The sequence below is a fragment of the Lysinibacillus sp. FW12 genome (genome assembly GCF_050817245.1).
Classification (GTDB): domain Bacteria; phylum Bacillota; class Bacilli; order Bacillales_A; family Planococcaceae; genus Lysinibacillus; species Lysinibacillus irui.
The window spans coordinates 36406-57229 of the sequence record NZ_CP139094.1 but is presented as its reverse complement, the minus strand read 5'-3'; the positions used below and the strand labels follow the sequence as shown (position 1 = coordinate 57229).

Below are 20824 nucleotides of genomic sequence, written 5' to 3'. Positions count from 1 at the left end.
ATTTCGTACTTCGTTAGAATAGAGAGTATATTGTAGAACAATGGAGGCAGTTCTTGTGAGTGAACAACAAAAAACATTCTATATAACAACACCCATTTACTATCCAAGTGGGAAATTTCATATTGGTACGGCATATACAACAGTTGCATCTGATACTATTGCACGCTATAAACGTTTACGTGGCTATGATGTTCGTTTTTTAACAGGTATGGACGAGCATGGACAAAAAATACAGGAAAAAGCAGCAGAGGCAGGTAAGCACCCTCAAGATTATGTAAATGAAATCGCAGATGCTGCTAAAAAGCTATGGGCTTTAATGGATATTTCTTACGATGACTTTATTCAAACAACGCAAGAACGACATACTAAAGCTGTCGAAAAGATCTTCCAGAAGTTTTTAGATAATGGAGATATTTATAAAGGCGAATATGAGGGCTGGTATTGTACACCGTGTGAATCATTCTTTACAGAGACTCAATTAGTTGATGGAAATTGTCCAGACTGTGGTCGACCAGTGCACAAAGTAAAAGAAGAATCGTATTTCTTTAATATGAAGAAATATGCCGATCGTTTATTAGCTTATTATGAAGAAAATCTAGAATTCATTGAGCCCGAATCACGGAAAAATGAAATGATTAACAACTTTATTAAACCAGGACTTGAAGATTTATCTGTATCAAGAACTTCCTTCGATTGGGGAATTAAAGTACCTGGGGATCCAAAGCATGTCATTTATGTGTGGGTGGATGCATTAACGAATTATATTACATCTCTAGGATATCTTTCAGATGATGAGACATTGTTCAACAAATATTGGCCAGCAGATGTACATGTAGTAGGAAAAGATATTGTTCGCTTCCATACTATTTATTGGCCTATTTTCTTAATGGCATTAGATTTGCCATTACCAAAAAAGGTATTTGCCCATGGTTTTATTATGATGAAAGACGGTAAAATGTCTAAATCAAAAGGAAATGTCATTTATCCAGAAATGCTAATCGAGCGTTATGGCCTAGATGCGACACGTTATTTCCTTTTACGTGAATTGCCATTTGGCTCTGACGGGGTATTTTCTCCAGAATCATTTATCGAACGTACAAACTTTGATTTAGCAAATGATTTAGGTAATTTATTAAATCGAACTATTTCCATGATTAATAAATATTTTGATGGCATTATTCCTACAGAAAATCTTCAACAAACAGAATTTGATGCAGGTTTAAAAGAACAAGCTGAGTCAGTTCGTATTAAATATGAAGAAAGTATGGAAAAAATGCAATTTAGTGTCGTACTTGCTGATCTATGGACACTAGTTTCACGTACTAATAAATATATAGATGAAACCCAGCCTTGGGTATTAGCAAAAGAAGAAGCGGATAAGCCAAAACTAGGTGCTGTTATGCGAAATTTGGCAGAAAGCTTACACCAAATAGCTGTCATGTTACAACCATTTATGACAACAACACCAAAACGTATGATCGATCAGTTAGGTTTAGATGACAAATTCTTAGCATGGGATACAATTGAAACATTCGGCAATACTATTCCAGCAAACATTAAAGTGGTAGAAAAAGGGATACCTATTTTCCCACGCTTGGAAAATGAAGTTGAAATTGCTTATATTCGTGAGGAAATGCGTGGTTCTGTGAAAACACCACAAGAAGAAGAAACTAATAAGGTTGCCAAGTCTAACGAACATCCAGATATTCCTGAAATTACTATTGATGATTTTATGAAAATTGATTTGCGAGTGGCAACTGTAACTGCATGTGAAACCGTCCCAAAAGCTGATAAATTATTAAAGCTTCAAGTTGATCTAGGATACGAGCAACGCCAAGTTGTTTCAGGTATTGCGAAATTCTATAATCCCGATGAATTAATTGGTCAAAAGGTGATTGTCGTTGCGAATTTAAAACCAGTTAAATTACGTGGAGAGTTGTCACAAGGTATGATTTTAGCTGGTGAAAAAGATGGAATTTTAAAATTAGCATCAGTTGATCCGAAACTTGAAAATGGTGCAAAGGTAAAGTAAAAAAACTATGAAAGGCCTGCTGAATAGAAAATATTCGGCAGGCTTTTCAAATCTGGTTGTAAAAAGGACTATTTATTATTCTGAAATAGTTTGTGCGTTGTGAAATAAAGGGATTTTTAGGTATTTTGTATTATGAGTAGAGTTGTCGATTAAGTGTAATGTCACATTACCAAATAGTTTGTAACAAATTTGTAATGCTTACGAAAAATATGAAATAATAAATTTTAATAAAATCGATGTTAGGAGAATGAAGATGTTTATAGATAGCCATGTACATTTAAACGCAGATCAGTATGATGAAGACCTTCAGGCGGTAATAGATAGAGCCCTTGAAGCTAAAGTAGAGAAAATGGTTGTAATTGGTTTTGACCGTAAAACCATTGAAAGAACTATGCAATTGATAGAGCAATATGATTTTGTTTACGGTGTTATTGGCTGGCATCCAGTAGATGCCATTGATTGTACGCAAGAAGATTTGGAATGGATTGAAAAGTTAGCATCACATCCAAAAATAGTTGGCATTGGTGAAACTGGGTTGGACTACTATTGGGATAAATCCCCAAAAGACGTTCAACAAGCACTTTTCCGCAAACAGATTCATTTAGCACAAAAGACCGGTTTGCCAATTATTATTCATAACAGGGATGCAACAGGAGATGTTGTAAGAATATTACGCGAAGAAAACGCAGCATCAGTAGGAGGTGTTATGCACTGCTTTAGTGGGAGTGTAGAAACAGCGCGTGAATGTATAGCTATGAATTTTATGATTAGTCTTGGTGGACCAGTAACATTCAAAAATGCACGTCTGCCAAAGGAAGTGGCTACAGAAATACCTCTAGAGCACTTGATGATCGAAACAGATGCCCCTTACTTGGCGCCACATCCACATCGAGGTAAGCGCAATGAACCAGCATTTGTACCCTTAGTTGCGGAGGAAATTGCGCGTTTAAAAGGGTTGACAATTGAGGAAATTGGACAAGCAACTACAGACAATGCGAAAAAATTTTTTGGGATTGACAATTAACTAGCTTAGATGCCTCCAATACAGGGTTTATGGTTGGCAAAAACAAAGAAGTCAATTTTCAGAGAAATACTTTCGGGTTGACAGTGCCAAAACTAGTCCGTATAATCCAACCTTGTATTAAGGAGGCGTTTTTTCATGTCAAATAATTCCATGAAAAACTTGTTCTTAGGATCATTGAGGAGTAAGCAAACAGTGATAAGAATTATTTCACTTGTCCTGTTTGTATCTGTAATCTCTTTCGTACTCTACCAAGGTACGAAAAAAGCCGTAACGCTTGAAGCAAACGGAGAAACAATCGAAGTATCAACACATGCCAAAACTGTAGAACAATTATTACAAGATCAAAATATAGATGTAGCAGAGCATGACAAAATATCACCCTCTCTGAACACCAAAATTGTTAATGGATTAGCAATTCAATGGGAACAGGCAAAAGAAGTAACTATTTCAGTTGATGGAAATCAGTCAAAAGTTTGGACAACTGAAACACTTGTGAAAGACATTTTGAAGGAAGCAAATATTAAAGTATCTGAACATGACACTTTAGCACAGGGTCTAGATACTGAACTAGGTGCAGAAAACAAAATCGATATTCAAAAAGCGTTTCAAGTAGCGCTTGTCGATGGCGTAAATAAAAGACAAGTATGGTCCACTTCGACTACGGTCGCTAACTTTTTAAAACAACAAGGAATTCAGTTAAATGAATTCGATCGTGTCGAAAATAACCTGGAGGACGTTATTACTCCGGCGAGTAAAATCACAGTAGTTCGCGTAGAAAAGGTTATCGATGTAGTGGAAGACTCTTTAGATTTCGCAGTTGAAAAGAAGCAGGATGCTTCATTGCAAAAGGGTAAACAAAAGGTAGTGGCAACAGGCGAGAATGGCTCAGTTTCTCGTACGTATGAGATTGTCAAAGAAAATGGTAAGGTTGTAGCGAAAAATTTACAATCTGAAAAAGTTTTAAAAGAGCCGAAAAAGAAAGTCGTTGCAGTTGGCACTAAAACAGTTGTTGCAAGTGCACAAACTGTATCACGTGGTTCAGCAGAGCCAGCTAGCGGCAAAGAATTTTATGTAACGGCAACAGCTTATACACCATATTGTGACGGTTGTTCAGGTACATCAGCAACTGGTATAAACTTACGTTCAAATTCTGGATTAAAGGTAATTGCAGTTGACCCATCTGTTATTAAATTAGGCTCAAAAGTATGGGTTGAAGGCTACGGTACAGCTATTGCTGGGGATACTGGTGGCGCAATTAAGGGTAATAAGATCGATATACTTGTACAAACAGATGCCCAAGCACGTAACTGGGGACGTAAGAAAGTGCGTATTAAAGTATTAAATTAAAAAAATTGTAAAATTAATCAAAATGTTTTTTCACAAATGGAGCTTTCCTGTTTTGACTGGCAGGAAAGCTTTTTAATTTGACTATGAAAATTGATAATGCAAGGAAAAGAGTCAAGTACATAAGATTTTTTGTTCTTGAGGGGCAGGTATAGTAGAAAAAATCACGGGTTTTGCTGCGTATTTGCTGTCTCAATTCAATTAGCTTAACTGCTATTGGTCAGAAAAATCGGCACAAGCAAGGCAAGGCATTTTGAGCTATTTAGCAAAAGATTTTGTAAGCACTGTATAATGATAAACTCTGTAAGCTGAAATGATATTAGGCTCGTTCCAGCCTTGTATTTCTGTACAAACAGTATCATGCAGTTGTAAAATGGTCAGAAGATAAGGTAGATAGAAAAGAGGAGCCTTTTTGCAAATAAAAGAAATCATAGTTGTTGAAGGAAAAGATGATACGACTGCTATTAAGCGTGCCGTACATGCAGATACTATAGAAACAAATGGGTCTGCTATCTCTGAGGAAACATTGAAGCGAATTCAGCATGCCCAAGAAAAACGTGGTGTTATAGTATTTACGGATCCTGACTATCCAGGACGTCGAATACGTGCCATTATTGAAGAGCATGTTCAAGGTGTGAAACATGCCTTTTTACCAAAAGCCAAAACGATTGCCAAGAACGGTAAAGGGTTAGGGATTGAACATGCTGCTGACGAAGATATAAGAGAAGCTCTACAACATGTTTATACCCCTCAGCATGATGTGCCAAGTGAAGATGATATTACACTAGAAGATTTAATGACAGCACGATTGATTGGGCACCCTCAATCTAAGCAGCGTCGTGATCGTCTAGGAGAAATCTTAAATATTGGAGCAACAAACGGTAAACAGCTTCATAAAAGGTTAAAAATGTTTCAGATTACAGAAAAGCAATTTGGTGCGGCGGTCGCACAGCTAGATCAGGAGGAAAATAATGCATAAGGATATTGCAACACCTATTCGTACTCAAGAAATTTTAAAAAAGTATGGATTTTCATTTAAAAAAAGTTTAGGTCAAAATTTTTTAATTGACCCTAACATTTTAAGAAATATAGTGAGTCATGCAGATTTAACAGAAAACAGTGGTGCAATTGAAGTTGGTCCTGGTATTGGAGCATTAACAGAGCATCTGGCAAGAAGTGCAAAAAAGGTTGTTTCCTTTGAAATTGACCAACGCTTATTACCGGTACTAGAAGATACACTTAGTCCATATAATAATGTGTCTATTATTCATTCTGACATACTTAAGGCTGATGTCGCGAAGGTTATTGCAGATGAAATGCCAGGAATTGAAGATATTATGGTCGTTGCCAATCTACCGTATTATGTCACTACACCAATCTTAATGAAATTGCTCAATGATCGACTGCCAATTCGCGGTTTTGTTGTTATGATGCAAAAAGAGGTAGCTGATCGTATAACGGCTAAGCCAGGAACGAAGGAATATGGTTCATTATCTATTGCGATTCAGTATTATGTGAAGGCCGATATTGCTATGACTGTGCCAAAAACAGTTTTCATGCCACAACCAAATGTAGATTCAGCAGTACTTCGTCTTATCAAGCATGATGAACCACCTGTAAAAGTAATAGATGAGGACTTTTTATTTGTCGTGACTCGTGCTTCATTCGTACAGCGAAGAAAAACAATTTATAATAACCTACAATCAGGGTTGCCAAACGGTAAGGCACATAAGGATTCGATCTTAGAGGCATTAGAGGCAGCTAATATTGAACCAACTCGTCGTGGAGAAACACTTTCTATTCAAGAGTTTGGAAAATTAGCAGATGCACTGTATCCTGTGTTTGCAAAGTAAAAATTTTTGTTAACAATTTTTCTTTGATGTAAAAAAATATATATTTTTTATAAAAAATAAGTTGACAAGTTTTATAAGAGGCTGATAAAATATTATATTTTGTTGACATTTTTGGGCGTTTCGCTTATACTAGTTATTAGTGAGGTGTAAGCGAAAATGCCAAAAACTTTAGCGGACATTAAAAAGTCGTTGGATTGTCATTTGGGTAAACGTTTGCAATTAAAAGCAAACGGTGGTCGCAAGAAAACGGTTGAGTGTGCAGGGATATTACGTGAAACATATCGCGCTATCTTTGTAGTAGAGCTCGATCAAGAAGACAATACGTGCAAGCGCGTATCGTATAGTTACACAGATATTTTAACTGAAGCAGTAGAGATTACATTTTTAGACGAAGCAAAGGCTGCTGTCGCAAAATAGTTTCTAGTACTTATTTCTATATTTTCAAAACACTCATGTATGTTAAAAACTACATGAGTGTTTTGCGTTTTCGCGGGCATACTAAATTCGTCAGTTGTTAAAGGAGGAGTTTATATGCCTAGAAAAGGTATCATGTCACCTCGATTAAAAGAAGAGATCGCAAAAGAACTTGGATTTTATGATGTTGTGCAAAAGGAAGGCTGGGGCGGCATAAAAGCTCGAGATGCTGGTAATATGGTTAAACGTGCCATTGAAATGGCTGAACGGGCAAGTAGTGAGCAAGAGCGTAAGTAGGCTATTTTTGTTAAAGTAGGCGACTTATAAAGTTTCATTCAGCAGGGATGAAAATCCTTACTGACACAACAAATACAACTGACGAAAGAGAACCGATACACCGAAGAGGGTATACGGTTCTTTTTTTCCATTTTCGTATGCCCAATATGGTAAAATAAAATGAATAACCTTGCGCGAAAAAAAGGAACTGTTTATACGTGTAGCTATAAGGGAGGAAGAAATATGCTTTATGTAAAGGCGCCTGCAAAAATCAATTTAACATTAGATGTGCTTTATAAAAGACCAGATAATTTTCACGAAGTAGAGATGGTCATGACAACAGTCGATTTAGCTGATCGTATTAGTCTTGAATCTCGAGAAGATGGAGAAATCCAAATAATCTCTACTGATAATTTTGTACCAAACGATCATCGTAATTTTGCTTATCAGGCAGCGCGTCTCATTAAAGATACATACGGCATTAGACAAGGTGTATCCATTACAATTGAAAAGGAAATTCCCATTGCAGCAGGGCTAGCGGGCGGTAGTAGTGATGCAGCCGCTACTTTAAAGGGTCTCAATGAGCTGTGGGATTTAGGTTTATCGATAGATGAATTAGCAGAATTGGGAGCTAAAATTGGCTCTGATGTTTCATTTTGTGTCTATGGCGGCACAGCATTAGCTACAGGCCGTGGGGAAAAAATAAAGGAATTACCAGCCCCACCAAACTGTTGGGTGGTCTTAGCAAAGCCTAAAATTGGTGTATCTACAGCTGAGGTATATGGAGGATTGAAGGTTGAAGGCTTAGAACACCCAAATACTAAGCAGATGATACAGGCTATTGAAACAAAAGATTATGAGCTATTATGCTCTTCATTAGGTAATGTTCTGGAAACTGTAACATTTAAGTTACATCCAGAAGTTGTGATGTTAAAGGAACAAATGAAGCGTTTTGGTGCAGATGCCACATTGATGAGCGGAAGCGGTCCGACGGTGTTTGGTCTGGTGGATAGTGAAGCTCGAGTAAGCCGCATCTATAATGGTTTACGTGGTTTTTGTGAGGAAGTTTATGCAGTTCGGATTTTAGGTGAGCGAAATACACTTGCTTAGAAACGCAAATTTGTGTTAATTTTACCTATAAATATTCGTGTTTAGGAGAGGGTCGCATGAAATGGAAACGTAGTGAACGACTAGTTGATATGACGTACTATTTACTAGAACATCCACATCAGCTGATCCCGCTAACTTATTTTTCAGAATTATATCAATCTGCGAAGTCATCCATTAGTGAGGATTTAACGATTGTAAAAGAAACTTTCGAAGAAAAAGGAATCGGGTTATTGATGACAGTGCCGGGCGCCGCAGGAGGAGTAAAATATATTCCGAAAATGTCCGAGACTGAAGTACGTTTAGTAATTCAGGATTTAAAGGCAGAGCTTGAACATTCAGATCGATTATTACCAGGTGGGTACCTATTCATGACAGACTTGCTAGGGAACCCAGATTTAATTAATAGAGTAGGGAAGGTATTTGCCTCTGCTTTTGCTGATCAACAAATTGATGTCATAATGACTGTAGCAACAAAGGGTATTTCTATTGCTCACGCGATTGCAAGACATTTAAATGTACCAGTGGTTGTTGTGAGAAGAGATAGTAAAGTAACCGAGGGCTCTACAGTAAGTATTAACTATGTATCTGGTTCTTCCAGAAGAATTCAGACAATGGTATTATCAAAAAGAAGCATGAAAAGTGGACAACGTGTTTTAATTACTGACGACTTTATGAAGGTCGGTGGTACGATGAACGGTATGAAAAATCTATTAGAGGAGTTTGATTGTCAGTTAGCAGGTATAGCGGTGCTTGTAGAGGCTGAACATGCGGACGAAACTTTAGTAGATGATTATTATTCACTTGTAAAGCTTCATGAAGTTAATGAAAAAGATCGAACAATTGCATTAAGTGAAGGTAACTATTTTTCTAGAAGGGGACATGACAAATGAAAGTAGTAGCAACAACAAATGCACCAGCAGCAATTGGACCATACTCACAAGGAATTATTGTTAACGGAATGTTTTATAGCTCAGGGCAAATTCCATTAACAGCATCAGGGGAATTGGTAGAGGGCGATATAACAGCTCAAACAAATCAAGTTTTCGCTAATTTAAAAGCAGTTTTAGCAGAAGCAGGATCTTCTTTAGAAAATGTTGTAAAGACAACTGTTTTTATGAAGGATATGAATGACTTTGTAGCTATGAATGAGGTTTATGCAAGTCATTTTGGTGATCATAAACCAGCTCGTTCAGCGGTAGAGGTAGCTCGACTTCCGAAAGATGTAAAAGTAGAAATAGAAGTAATTGCTATCGTTAAATAAACATAAATTGATAAGCTCACTAAAGGGAACTACGCGTTCTGTTTAGTGAGCTTTTTTAATACTGACAAACAATTGTCAAAAATTCCGTATATAAGAAAAAATATTATTCTAATAAGTATTCAAATTTTTTAGAAAATTTGATAGACTATAAAAAGGAAAATATTCGGTAATCGAGAATATGATATTTTCAATTAGGCATCTAAGAAGAGAGGTGGTGAGAAAATGGAAGTTACTGATGTGAGATTACGTCGGGTACAGACGGATGGTCGCATGCGTGCGATTGCTTCCATTACACTTGACAATGAATTCGTTGTTCACGATATTCGTGTAATTGATGGAAATACTGGTTTATTCGTCGCAATGCCAAGTAAAAGGACGCCGGACGGGGAGTTTAGAGATATTGCACACCCAATTAATTCGGATACTCGCAATAAAATTCAGGAGATCATTTTAAACGAGTATCATAACTCTAGTGAAATAGAGGAAACGACTAAAGAAGAAGAATTAGAAGGAATTGGTGTCTAATCAAAAGGAAATAAATACCTCACTGGGGATTTGCTACAAAATGAATCTATGAAAAGATATAAAGAACTCTTCATGTATGAAGGGTTCTTTTTATTTTGATAAAAAGAGAATATGAGCTTTTTTAGGATATACTTCATGACATTCGAGCATATGGTGCAGTGGTTTTTGTAATTCATCTTTTTGTCAACTCTACATGCCTTGAAAATAGATGAATTTTGCTATATAGTCATAAGAGAAAATGAGCGTATTGGAGGACTTACAGATGAGCAATGTTTTTGCTGTCATTTTGGCTGCAGGTCAAGGTACACGTATGAAGTCCAAATTATATAAAGTGCTCCATCCAGTATGTGGGAAACCAATGGTACAACATGTGGTGGATCATATTCAAACGTTAGATGTAAATCGCATTGTAACGGTTGTAGGACATGGTGCAGAAAAAGTGCAATTACAGCTAGGAGATAAAAGTGAGTATGTTCTGCAGGCAGAACAGTTAGGGACAGCACATGCTGTTCAACAGGCTGAAGAAATTTTAGGTAATGAAGAAGGTACAACTTTAGTTGTCTGTGGAGACACACCCCTTATTCGACCTGAAACAATGCAGGCTTTATTCGAACATCACCAAGCTAAAAATGCTAAAGCAACAATTTTAACAGCGATTGCTGAAAATCCAACTGGCTATGGTCGTATTTTACGTGGCGAGAACGGACAGGTGGAACAAATTGTTGAGCAAAAGGACGCATCGGCAGAACAGCAATTAGTAAAAGAAATAAACACTGGCACATACTGCTTTGATAACAAACTGTTATTTGAAACATTAAAGCTTGTGAAAAATGATAATGCACAGGGCGAATTTTATTTACCTGATGTCATTGAAATTTTACAAAAACAAGGCGATATTGTAGAAGCATATGTGACGGATGATTTTGAAGAAACGTTAGGTGTCAATGATCGTGTAGCTTTGTCACAGGCAGAGACATTAATGCGTGCAAGAATTAATGAAAAACATATGCGTAATGGTGTGACGATTATCCACCCAGAAACAACTTATATTAGCGCAGATGCAGTAATTGGTCGTGATACAATCATTCAACCAGGTTCAATGATTGAGGGTGCTACTGTTATTGGTGAGGATTGCATTATTGGACCAAACACTCAAATTGCAGATAGTCGTATCGGTGATCGTACAACTGTACATTCCTCTGTAGTACGTGAAAGCGCTATTGCAGAAGATACAGCAATTGGACCATATGCTCATATTCGACCGCTTTCAGAGATCGGTAGTCATGTGAAAATTGGTAACTTTGTAGAAGTGAAGAAAAGCAAGCTAGATAATGACACGAAAGTATCGCATTTAAGTTATATTGGTGATGCTGAAATCGGTAGTAACGTCAATATTGGCTGTGGTTCCATTACAGTAAACTATGATGGAAAAAATAAGTTCAAAACGATTATTGAAGATGATGTATTTGTAGGATGTAATACTAACTTAGTAGCACCAGTGAAAGTTGGAAAAGGTTCATTTATTGCAGCAGGTTCTACAATTACAAAAGAAGTTCCTGAAGATGCACTTGCAATTGCGCGTGCAAGACAAGAAAACAAACCTAATTATGTAAGCAAATTAAATTCAAAATAATTATCAACTAAACAGGAGGCCATCATGCCGTATCATTATGCAAACTCACAATTAAAAATATTTTCTCTTAATTCTAATAATCCATTAGCTCAAGAAATTGCGCAGGAAATGGGTGTTGAATTAGGAAAATCTTCTGTTAAGCACTTCAGTGATGGAGAGATTCAAATTAGCATTGAAGAAAGTATTCGTGGTTGTGATGTGTTTATCGTGCAGTCTACTTCTGCACCTGTAAACGAACATTTAATGGAGCTTTTAATTATGGTGGATGCAGTTAAACGCGCATCTGCTCGTACAGTAAACGTTGTAATGCCTTATTATGGCTATGCACGCCAAGACCGAAAAGCAAAAGCGCGCGAGCCAATTACAGCTAAATTAGTGGCGAACCTTCTAGAGACTGCTGGTGCAACACGTGTAATCGTACTAGATTTACACGCACCTCAAATTCAAGGTTTCTTTGATATCTTAATCGACCACTTAATGGCAGTACCTTTATTATCAGATTACTTCAAATCTAAAGGTATTCCAGCAGAAGAAATCGTTGTTGTTTCACCTGACCATGGTGGGGTAACACGTGCTCGCAAAATGGCTGAACGTTTAAAAGCACCGATTGCAATTATTGACAAGCGACGTCCAAAACCAAATGTTGCGGAAGTTATGAACATTGTTGGTAATGTAGATGGTAAAGTGGCAATCTTGATTGATGATATTATTGACACAGCAGGTACGATTACAATTGGTGCTGACGCATTACGTGCTGCTGGTGCAAAGGAAGTTTATGCATGTTGTTCTCACCCTGTATTATCTGGTCCAGCAATCGAACGTATTGAAAACTCTGCTATTAAAGAGTTAGTTGTGACAAATACAATTCAGCTTGCAGACGAGAAAAAGTCTCCGAAAATTACTGAGCTTTCTGTAGCAAAATTGATGGCTGATGCGATTTCTCGCGTTTATGAAAACAAATCTGTAAGTACACTATTTGATTAATAATAAATATAGACAAATCCATCTTTTTAGATGGATTTGTTTTTTTTTATGTTAAATGATTCGGACATAAGTTCATCTTGGGAATAAATAATCGAGTGTTTTTTGTGTGATTCTTCATATAAAGGGGTATAATAGAAAATGTGACTTAATAATATTTACTCTATCAAATAATAAGAGATAAATATTATCATAGCCTACAACATATTGCTTGTTGATAAGGCGTAAATAATTTTCTTGGAAGGGGAATAAAGAAGTATGAGTACAGTATTAAGTGTTAAAAAGCGCGAAACTGGGCATCGTTCGACATTAACCCAACTTAGAAAAGGGGGAGCCATTCCTGCGGTTATTTACGGCTATAAATTAGATTCAACCCCAATTTCTATTTCTGCAAAAGAATTTGTTAAGTCCATTCAGAGAAATGGACAAAATAGTGTGTTTTCACTTGAGTTAGAGGGGCAAAAAGTGAATGCTGTTGTGTCAGAAATACAGCAATGTTCATTAAAGGATGAAGTAAATCATGTCGACTTTTTAGCCATTAATATGGCTGAGGAGTTAGAAGCTGATGTTCCGATTAAACTAATGGGTCAGTCAGTCGGTGTGAGTGAGGGCGGTATTTTAATGCAGCCTAACTTAGAATTGAAAGTGAAGGTAAAACCAGCAGAGTTACCTGAATCGATTGATGTTGATATTTCAACATTGAAAATTGGAGAATCCTTAACTGTAAAAGATATTCGAGATCATATACCTGTTGAAGTTATTGATGAAGATGATTATATATTAGTAACGATTATAGCGCCTGCTTCAGTAGAAGAAGAGACTATAGACGGTGTGGAAGAGCAAGATAAAAATAAATAATAGGTAAGGCTAGTAAGAAAGTTGAGCTTTCTTATTAGCCTTATTTTTTATGCGGTTTAAGAATTGTACAAAATGCTTTCTATGTGTGCTGTATGGTAAAATAATGACTATTAGATTGAAAGAAGAGAGGTACTTATGAAAATTATTGTTGGTTTAGGAAACCCAGGTAAACCTTATGAGCATACAAGACATAATATTGGCTTTGATGTAATTGATGCGATAGCAGAAAAATGGGGGACGCCTTTAACAAATTCAAAATTTAATGGAATGTACACAACTGTACATCGACCTGAAGGAAAGGTTCTACTTGTTAAACCTTTAACATATATGAATTTATCAGGGGAATGTATTGGTCCCCTTATGGATTATTTTGATATTGATGTAGAGGATTTAATTGTAATTTATGATGACTTAGATTTAGAAACAGGAAAATTGCGTCTGCGACAAAAAGGTAGTGCAGGCGGCCATAACGGCATTAAATCTTTAATTCAACATTTAGGTACCCAGGAATTTAATCGTATTCGAGTAGGAATTAATCGTCCACCTGCGGGCATGAAAGTTGCAGACTATGTCTTAGCGAAATTTTCAAAGGACGATCAGGTTCTTATGGAAGAAGCCATCGAAAAATCTGTAAATGCAGTCGAAGCATCTCTTTCAAAGCCGTTTCTTGATGTGATGAATCACTTTAACACTAGCAAATAAATGGAACACAACTAAAAAATTTTTGTTAAAGTCAATGGATAATTGGAATGGTTTAAGGATGAGCTACAATGTGCCTTATACTATAACCGCAGCTAAATGCTTGTTTTGAATAGTGTTAACTACAAGCACAAAATAATTCTCTAATTTTGAAGTGATTGCAATGTTGACGACATTGGAAAGTGCATAATCCTTTTTATAAATGTCTATACTTTAAGTAGAAAGTTGCTTAAAGGAGGATGATTTGGAGATGTCAGTTCGCTACCGATGTCGGCATTGTGAAGTAGAAATAGGGACACTACCATTTGATGCAGATGATACAATTCGAAAACTGCATATTTTCGAATTGGGAGAAGCAGATGATTATGTTGAGAAAGATCAACATGGACAAACGACTGTGCACTGCATTTGTGAGCAATGTGAGGATTCGCTGAGACAATATCCAGATTATCACGCACTCAATAAATGGATTCAATAATTGGAAGGATGCTTTGACGCACTCATGTGTGTTCAAGGCCTTTTTCCATTTTATAAAATAGCCAATAATAGAGATATTTAAAATAGCACTAGAGTAATAGAAAGACTACGCCTCGTTGCTATGTATAGAATTTTTCATGCTTGATCGAAAAATTCTGCGATCACACTGAAAAAATGAATACAAGTATCTTCCCTTATAGAAGTATGAGAAGAATACTGAAAAAAGATACAAATAGAAATTTATGCTGAAAGGAGCTTTTGACTGTGGAGGTTTTACGACAACTTGTGTCGCAGGATAAACATATTACATCATTTTTACAGGAAATTCAGAGCGGTCAAACTGCATCACAGCTTATTACAGGTTTAACAGGAAGCGCACGACCAGTAATGGTTGATGCGTTATTTGAATATGTTAAGAAGCCCATCTATATTGTTTCTCCTAATCTATTGCAGGCACAAAAAATGGTTGATGAGCTTGCTGGATTATTAGGTGAAGAATATGTACATTATTACCCTGCTGATGAATTCATTGCAGCAGATCTTTCTGTGGCATCACCTGAATTACGTGCAGAGCGAATTGCAACACTTGATTGTTTAGCTAGAGGTGAGAAGGCTATCTATGTAATACCCGTAGCAGGTTTAAGGAAAATTATGCAGCCAAAGGAACATTGGCAACAATATTTTTTACAAACAGCTATAGGTGATGATATCGAAATTGATAAGTGGTTACAAACATTAGTTGAGATGGGTTATGTTCGTAATTCAATGGTGACAACACCTGGAGAATTTGCGTTGCGTGGAGGCATTTTAGATATTTATCCTCCTTATTTAGAATCGCCTATTCGTATTGAATTGTTTGATACAGAGGTTGACTCTATACGGACATTTTCAGCAGACGACCAACGCTCTATTGATAAATTGCAAAAAATTCGTATTCTTCCTGCTGCAGAGGTTATTCTGACTAAAGCAGAAAGACAGTCGCTATCTGGTCGTTTGGAATCCGCCTTAGCAGCCAGCTTAAAGAAGGTCAAAAAACAGGAAACTAAGGAGTTACTGTATCAGCATATTCAGTATGATATTGAACTGTTACAACAAGGAAACTTACCTGATTACGTCAACAAATATGGTTCATTATTATACGATAAAACGGCCTATCTGGGAGATTACTTTGCACAGGATGGCATTGTGCTTTTCGATGAGCTTGGACGCATTCAAGAGGTTATGGATGCATGGGAACGTGAAGAGGATGAATGGTTTTTATCATTAATTGAAGAAGGAAAAATGGTTCATGATGTCAAACCCGCCTTCACGCTAAAAGAAATACTAGCGATGTTGCCACAACAAAAGCTTTCGTTTTCGTTATTTTCACGAACATTTTCAGGGATCACATTTAATAAAACAACTAATTTTTCTTGCAAGCCTATGCAGCAATTTCACGGGCAGATGGCATTGCTACAAAGTGAAGTAGAACGCTGGTTCCTTGGTAAATTTACGGTACTAATTGTTGCAAGGGATAAAGAACGTGTGAAACGGGTTCAGCAAATGCTTGAAGAATACGATATTCATACAACAATAGGTGAACCAGCAGAACCTGGGATTTATATTGTTGATGGTGGCTTATCGAGTGGCTTTGAATTACCGTTGCAGCGCTTAGCAATTGTGACAGAGGATGAGCTCTTTAAGCAGCAGGCAAAGAAAAAAGCGCGAACAAAAAAAATGACCAATGCTGAACGGATTAAGAGCTATACAGAAATTAAGCCGGGTGATTATGTTGTGCATGTTCATCATGGGATTGGTAAATATATTGGTGTGGAAACGCTAGAGGTCAATGGTACACATAAAGATTATTTGCATATTCGATACCGTGCTGACGATAAATTGTATGTACCTGTAGAGCAAATAGACTTAATCCAAAAATATGTGGCATCAGAAGATCGTGAACCAAAGCTACATAAATTAGGTGGAGCAGAGTGGAAAAAAACTAAGGCGAAGGTATCCTCTGCTGTACAGGATATTGCTGATGACTTAATTAAGCTTTATGCCAAGCGAGAAGCAGAGAAAGGGCATGCTTTTACACCTGATAATGATGATCAGCGTAATTTCGAGGCCATGTTCCCTTATGAAGAAACAGAGGATCAGCTTCGATCTATTGTTGAAGTAAAGCGAGATATGGAGCGAGAACGCCCCATGGATCGTTTAGTATGTGGTGATGTAGGCTATGGTAAAACAGAGGTAGCCATTCGCGCAGCATTTAAGGCTATTCAAGACGGTAAGCAGGTAGCTTTCCTTGTCCCTACTACTATTTTGGCCCAGCAGCATTATGAAACAATCCGTGAGCGCTTTCAGGACTTTGCTATTAATGTTGGATTATTATCCCGTTTCCGCACTAAAAAAGAGCAAACTGCAACATTAAAGGGTTTAAAAGAGGGGCAAGTCGATATAGTTATCGGAACACACCGAATTTTATCTAAAGATTTAATTTTCCAAGATCTTGGTTTGTTAATTGTTGATGAGGAACAGCGTTTTGGTGTGACACATAAGGAAAAAATTAAGCAATTAAAGACTAATGTCGATGTCTTAACTTTAACGGCTACACCAATCCCACGTACTCTTCATATGTCTATGGTAGGTGTTCGGGATTTGTCTGTTATTGAAACACCACCAGCCAATCGTTTCCCAGTCCAAACGTATGTAATGGAACATAGTGGAGCATTAGTGCGAGAAGCAATTGAGAGAGAAATGGCACGTGGCGGACAAGTGTTTTATTTATATAATCGAGTTGAAGATATGGCCCGTAAGGTAGAGGAGATTCAGGTACTCGTTCCTGAGGCGCGAATAGGTCATGCGCATGGAAAAATGACAGAGTCAGAATTGGAATCAGTGATTTTAGCCTTTTTAGAGGGTGACTATGATGTCCTTGTTACGACAACCATTATTGAGACAGGTGTTGATATACCGAATGTGAATACATTAATCGTCCATGATGCTGATCGAATGGGCTTGGCCCAGCTTTATCAGTTACGTGGACGGGTTGGACGTTCAAACCGGGTAGCATATGCGTACTTTATGTATCAAAGAGACAAAGTATTGACAGATGTAGCCGAGCAGCGTTTACAGGCAATTAAAGAGTTTACTGAGCTTGGCTCAGGCTTTAAAATTGCCATGCGGGATTTATCTATTCGAGGCGCAGGTAACTTACTCGGAGCGCAGCAACATGGCTTTATTGATTCAGTCGGCTTTGATTTATATTCTCAAATGCTTCAAGACGCCATTGCTGAACGACAAACAGGTGTAAAAAAAGAAGAGAAGCCAGATATCGAAATATTGCTAAGTGTTGATGCGTATATTCCTGACGTCTATATTCCGGATGGATATCAAAAAATCCAAATGTATAAACGCATTAAGGCAATGGATCAAGTAGAGGAATATGATGAAATCATGGAGGAATTAGAGGATCGATTTGGCGATCTTCCAATTGAAACAGAGCGTTTACTGCGAATAGCACGAATGAAGGTTTGGGGTCTTGGCGCAGGAGTAGTATCTGTAAAGGAAAAGCAAAAACTGATTACAATTCTGTTGTCTGAACAGGGAACAGCCAATGTTGATGGCAGTAAAATCATTGAAGAATCGATGAAATTTGAACGTGCTGTCGGTTTTGGTATGGACGGCATGCAGTTAAAATTAACAATAGATGAGCGAAAGTGTGGAAAATATCAACCATTTGATTTGTTGGAAGAGCTCATGCAAATTATTGATAAAGCAAAAAAACAGCACTAGCAAAAAGGCCGGTCTTATCTTTTTCGGAAAAGATAAGATGGCCTTTTTATATACATTTTTTATGAATTAATTATAGAAACTTATTCCTTGGGCAAACTAATATGGAGTTGATTGACGTAATAGCTTATGAAAAAAATTGTTGGTTGCGAAATCCTTTTTCATCAGTTTTTGCATAGATTACTTAAATAAAAACCATACTATAGTTGAATAAAAATTTCATTGTAGCGAAAGCGAGGCATTAGAATGAAGGCAACAGGAATTGTTCGTCGTATTGATGATTTAGGGCGTGTAGTTATTCCAAAAGAAATTCGTAGGACGCTACGTATTCGTGAAGGCGACCCTCTTGAAATTTATACGGACCGTGAAGGTGAAGTCATATTAAAAAAATATTCTCCTATCAATGATTTAGGGGAATTTGCAAGAGAATATGTTGAGACACTTTATGAAACATTAGGAACACCAGCATTTGTCACTGACCGTGATGAAGTAATTGCTGTAGCAGGGATTGGTAAAAAAGAATATATTAATCGTCGCATTACATCCTTTGCGGAAGGTTTCATGGAAGAGCGATCAACAAAAATTGAAAAAATGGAAACAACGATTGAAATTGTCCCTGGACAATATGAGCAGGTAAAATCGTATTGTGCGACACCTATTATGGTAAACGGTGATCCAATAGGCTGTATTATTGTCTTATCAAAAGTACACTTTGTCGGTGAGGTAGAAGTCAAAGTAGTGGAAACAGCTGCTAACTTCTTAGCTAAACAAATGAATAGTTGATGCATGGAAAAGTTATTGCGATGACCTTTTAGGCTGAACAATAACTTTTTTTGCGTACATAAATAAGTCATTATAGGAACAGTAGTGCTACCTGGCGCGTCAAACTTTGGAGATATGCTATACTATGGGCATTGTTAAGAAGGAAAGAGGGCAATTTATGTCGCAACGTTTTGGCATGAAAAGCTACATGAAGGGTGCAGCTTTATTGACAGTTGCTGCCCTTATTGTAAAGGTTCTTAGTGCAATTTATCGTGTACCTTTTCAAAATCTAGTTGGAGATGAAGGCTTTTATATCTATCAACAGGTGTATCCCGTTATATCAATTTTCGTTGTTTGGACATCTAGTGGCTTTGCTGTGGCCATTTCTAAAATGCTTGCAGATAATGATTGCATTGCTGATACAGTAGAACGTCAGAAACGACGAAACACCATTATGCGTGTGGTTTTCCGATATTTGACGATATTATCGCTATTATTTTTTGCAATTTTATTTGGAGGTGCTGAAATTATAGCCCAGTGGATGGGTGATGTTCAATTGGCACCTTTAATACGTACAGGCTCCCTTGTAGTATTGGTTATGCCAGCACTAGCAATTATGAAAGGTTGCTTTCAATCTAGAGGCATTATGGAGCCTATTGCATATGCCCAAGTTCTCGAACAAACGATTAGAGTAACTGTTATTTTAGTAGGCACCTTTATTATAATGACAACAACAAAATCACTTTATGATGCAGGGAAAATGGCTGTTATCGGTACAGTAATTGGTGAAGTTACGGCCCTGTTATTGCTTGCTTATATCTTTTATAAACGATTTGGACTTCGAAATAATCAACACCTACATCAGGTGAAAAGTATTTCAATTATTAAAGAAGTAACATGGTTGAGCTTAAGTGTCAGCATGAGTGGTCTGCTATTACTTGGATACCAGCTGGTCGATTCATTTACGATTTATACATCATTGATTGACAATGGTATGGCACCTACATTAGCGAAGGAAACGAAAGGTATTTATGATCGTGGACAGCCGTTAGTACAATTAGGGGTTGTTATCGCTTCTTCGTTGTCGCTTGCTATTGTGCCACTTGTTGCTCATTTGTCGAAAAAACAAGAGGGGCGAAGTGCTATACCATTTATACAGTTAACATACAAAGCATCAATACTATTTGGCTGGTCAGCCTCATTAGGTTTAATGCTTGTCATGCCTTATATAAATGAAATGCTTTTTAAAACCAATACTTTATCAGAAGTTTTAATCGTCTATGTATTCCAAATCGTCCCATTGTCAATTATTCTTACATTTACGGCAATCTTACAAGGATATGGTAAATTAAAAAAGCCAGCATTATTTTTAATCATTGGCTTTTTGTTAAAAATCATATTGAATGTACGGTTAATTGGCTGGTTGGGTGTATTAGGTGCAGCTGTTGCGAATGATATTGGATTATTAGTAACGGCCTTCTTGCTTATTGTTTATTTGAAAGGATTGACTGGTATTCAATTTGCATCAGGAGACTTTTATAAAAAAGTAGGGGTGGCATCATTAAGTATGGCAGCTGTTGTACTCGTATGGTTACAAATAGCATCAGCGTTTTTAAGCCATTTGATGTCTTCACGTTTGATGGCGGTGGTGGCAGGTCTAACAGCTGTATTTTTTGGTGCATTTGCTATGCTAACGATTATTGCTAAGAAACGAGTGTTAGTAGAAAAAGAGTGGTATTTATTGCCGTTTGGACGCAGAATGGCTGTCTACCAATTATGGCTAAATTCAAAGAAGTAGGTG

General features: G+C 37.1%; 19 protein-coding genes. All 19 read left to right on the top strand.

The window, feature by feature from the left end; all coding sequences use genetic code 11:
* Positions 1 to 40 precede the first annotated feature (40 nt).
* A complete protein-coding gene (gene metG / locus SJW71_RS00320) occupies positions 41 to 2032 on the top strand; it encodes a methionine--tRNA ligase (protein WP_431811635.1) in 1992 nt (663 codons plus the stop codon).
* A gap of 253 nt (positions 2033 to 2285) precedes the next feature.
* Positions 2286 to 3056 (top strand): TatD family hydrolase, encoded by a 771-nt coding sequence (locus tag SJW71_RS00315; RefSeq protein WP_274795152.1) that lies wholly within the window; start codon positions 2286 to 2288, stop codon positions 3054 to 3056.
* A 135-nt stretch (positions 3057 to 3191) separates the two neighbouring features.
* Positions 3192 to 4403, top strand: coding sequence for a G5 and 3D domain-containing protein (locus SJW71_RS00310; RefSeq protein WP_274795153.1), 1212 nt, complete (start codon positions 3192 to 3194; stop codon positions 4401 to 4403).
* Between the two features lie 409 nt (positions 4404 to 4812).
* A complete protein-coding gene (rnmV, locus tag SJW71_RS00305; protein WP_274795154.1) occupies positions 4813 to 5379 on the top strand; it encodes a ribonuclease M5 in 567 nt (188 codons plus the stop codon).
* The gene (gene rsmA / locus SJW71_RS00300) at positions 5372 to 6253 is read left to right on the top strand and encodes a 16S rRNA (adenine(1518)-N(6)/adenine(1519)-N(6))-dimethyltransferase RsmA (RefSeq protein ID WP_274795155.1); all 882 of its coding nucleotides are present in this window, start codon (positions 5372 to 5374) and stop codon (positions 6251 to 6253) included. Before rnmV ends, rsmA begins: the two co-directional genes overlap by 8 nt.
* Before the next feature lie 156 nt (positions 6254 to 6409).
* Positions 6410 to 6670, top strand: coding sequence for a biofilm formation stimulator Veg (gene veg / locus SJW71_RS00295; RefSeq protein ID WP_004229199.1), 261 nt, complete (start codon positions 6410 to 6412; stop codon positions 6668 to 6670).
* Positions 6671 to 6784: 114 nt separating this feature from the next.
* Complete coding sequence (locus tag SJW71_RS00290) at positions 6785 to 6964, top strand: small, acid-soluble spore protein, alpha/beta type (protein WP_004229193.1); 180 nt, start codon at positions 6785 to 6787, stop codon at positions 6962 to 6964.
* A 222-nt stretch (positions 6965 to 7186) separates the two neighbouring features.
* Positions 7187 to 8053, top strand: coding sequence for a 4-(cytidine 5'-diphospho)-2-C-methyl-D-erythritol kinase (gene ispE / locus SJW71_RS00285; protein WP_274795156.1), 867 nt, complete (start codon positions 7187 to 7189; stop codon positions 8051 to 8053).
* A 56-nt stretch (positions 8054 to 8109) separates the two neighbouring features.
* A complete protein-coding gene (purR, locus tag SJW71_RS00280; RefSeq protein ID WP_274795157.1) occupies positions 8110 to 8943 on the top strand; it encodes a pur operon repressor in 834 nt (277 codons plus the stop codon).
* Complete coding sequence (locus SJW71_RS00275) at positions 8940 to 9314, top strand: RidA family protein (RefSeq protein WP_322605665.1); 375 nt, start codon at positions 8940 to 8942, stop codon at positions 9312 to 9314. The genes purR and SJW71_RS00275 overlap by 4 nt, the downstream gene beginning before the upstream one ends.
* Before the next feature lie 222 nt (positions 9315 to 9536).
* Positions 9537 to 9839, top strand: coding sequence for a septation regulator SpoVG (gene spoVG, locus SJW71_RS00270; protein ID WP_274795159.1), 303 nt, complete (start codon positions 9537 to 9539; stop codon positions 9837 to 9839).
* 262 nt (positions 9840 to 10101) lie between these two features.
* Positions 10102 to 11472, top strand: a complete 1371-nt coding sequence (gene glmU, locus SJW71_RS00265) for a bifunctional UDP-N-acetylglucosamine diphosphorylase/glucosamine-1-phosphate N-acetyltransferase GlmU (protein ID WP_274795160.1) — start codon at positions 10102 to 10104, stop codon at positions 11470 to 11472.
* Positions 11473 to 11496: 24 nt separating this feature from the next.
* Positions 11497 to 12456 carry a ribose-phosphate diphosphokinase gene (locus tag SJW71_RS00260; RefSeq protein ID WP_274795161.1) on the top strand — a complete coding sequence of 320 codons (960 nt, stop codon included), beginning with the start codon at positions 11497 to 11499 and terminating at the stop codon, positions 12454 to 12456.
* A gap of 255 nt (positions 12457 to 12711) precedes the next feature.
* On the top strand, positions 12712 to 13311 hold the full coding sequence (locus SJW71_RS00255) for a 50S ribosomal protein L25/general stress protein Ctc (RefSeq protein ID WP_431811634.1): 600 nt from the start codon (positions 12712 to 12714) through the stop codon (positions 13309 to 13311).
* A gap of 135 nt (positions 13312 to 13446) precedes the next feature.
* On the top strand, positions 13447 to 14013 hold the full coding sequence (gene pth / locus SJW71_RS00250; protein ID WP_274795163.1) for an aminoacyl-tRNA hydrolase: 567 nt from the start codon (positions 13447 to 13449) through the stop codon (positions 14011 to 14013).
* Positions 14014 to 14260: 247 nt separating this feature from the next.
* Positions 14261 to 14488: an anti-sigma-F factor Fin gene (locus SJW71_RS00245; protein WP_016993788.1), complete on the top strand. Its 228-nt coding sequence runs from the start codon at positions 14261 to 14263 to the stop codon at positions 14486 to 14488.
* A gap of 263 nt (positions 14489 to 14751) precedes the next feature.
* Positions 14752 to 18264 carry a transcription-repair coupling factor gene (gene mfd / locus SJW71_RS00240; RefSeq protein WP_274795164.1) on the top strand — a complete coding sequence of 1171 codons (3513 nt, stop codon included), beginning with the start codon at positions 14752 to 14754 and terminating at the stop codon, positions 18262 to 18264.
* A 243-nt stretch (positions 18265 to 18507) separates the two neighbouring features.
* Positions 18508 to 19044 (top strand): stage V sporulation protein T, encoded by a 537-nt coding sequence (gene spoVT / locus SJW71_RS00235; protein ID WP_274795165.1) that lies wholly within the window; start codon positions 18508 to 18510, stop codon positions 19042 to 19044.
* A gap of 157 nt (positions 19045 to 19201) precedes the next feature.
* A complete protein-coding gene (locus SJW71_RS00230) occupies positions 19202 to 20821 on the top strand; it encodes a putative polysaccharide biosynthesis protein (protein WP_431811633.1) in 1620 nt (539 codons plus the stop codon).
* Positions 20822 to 20824 lie beyond the last annotated feature (3 nt).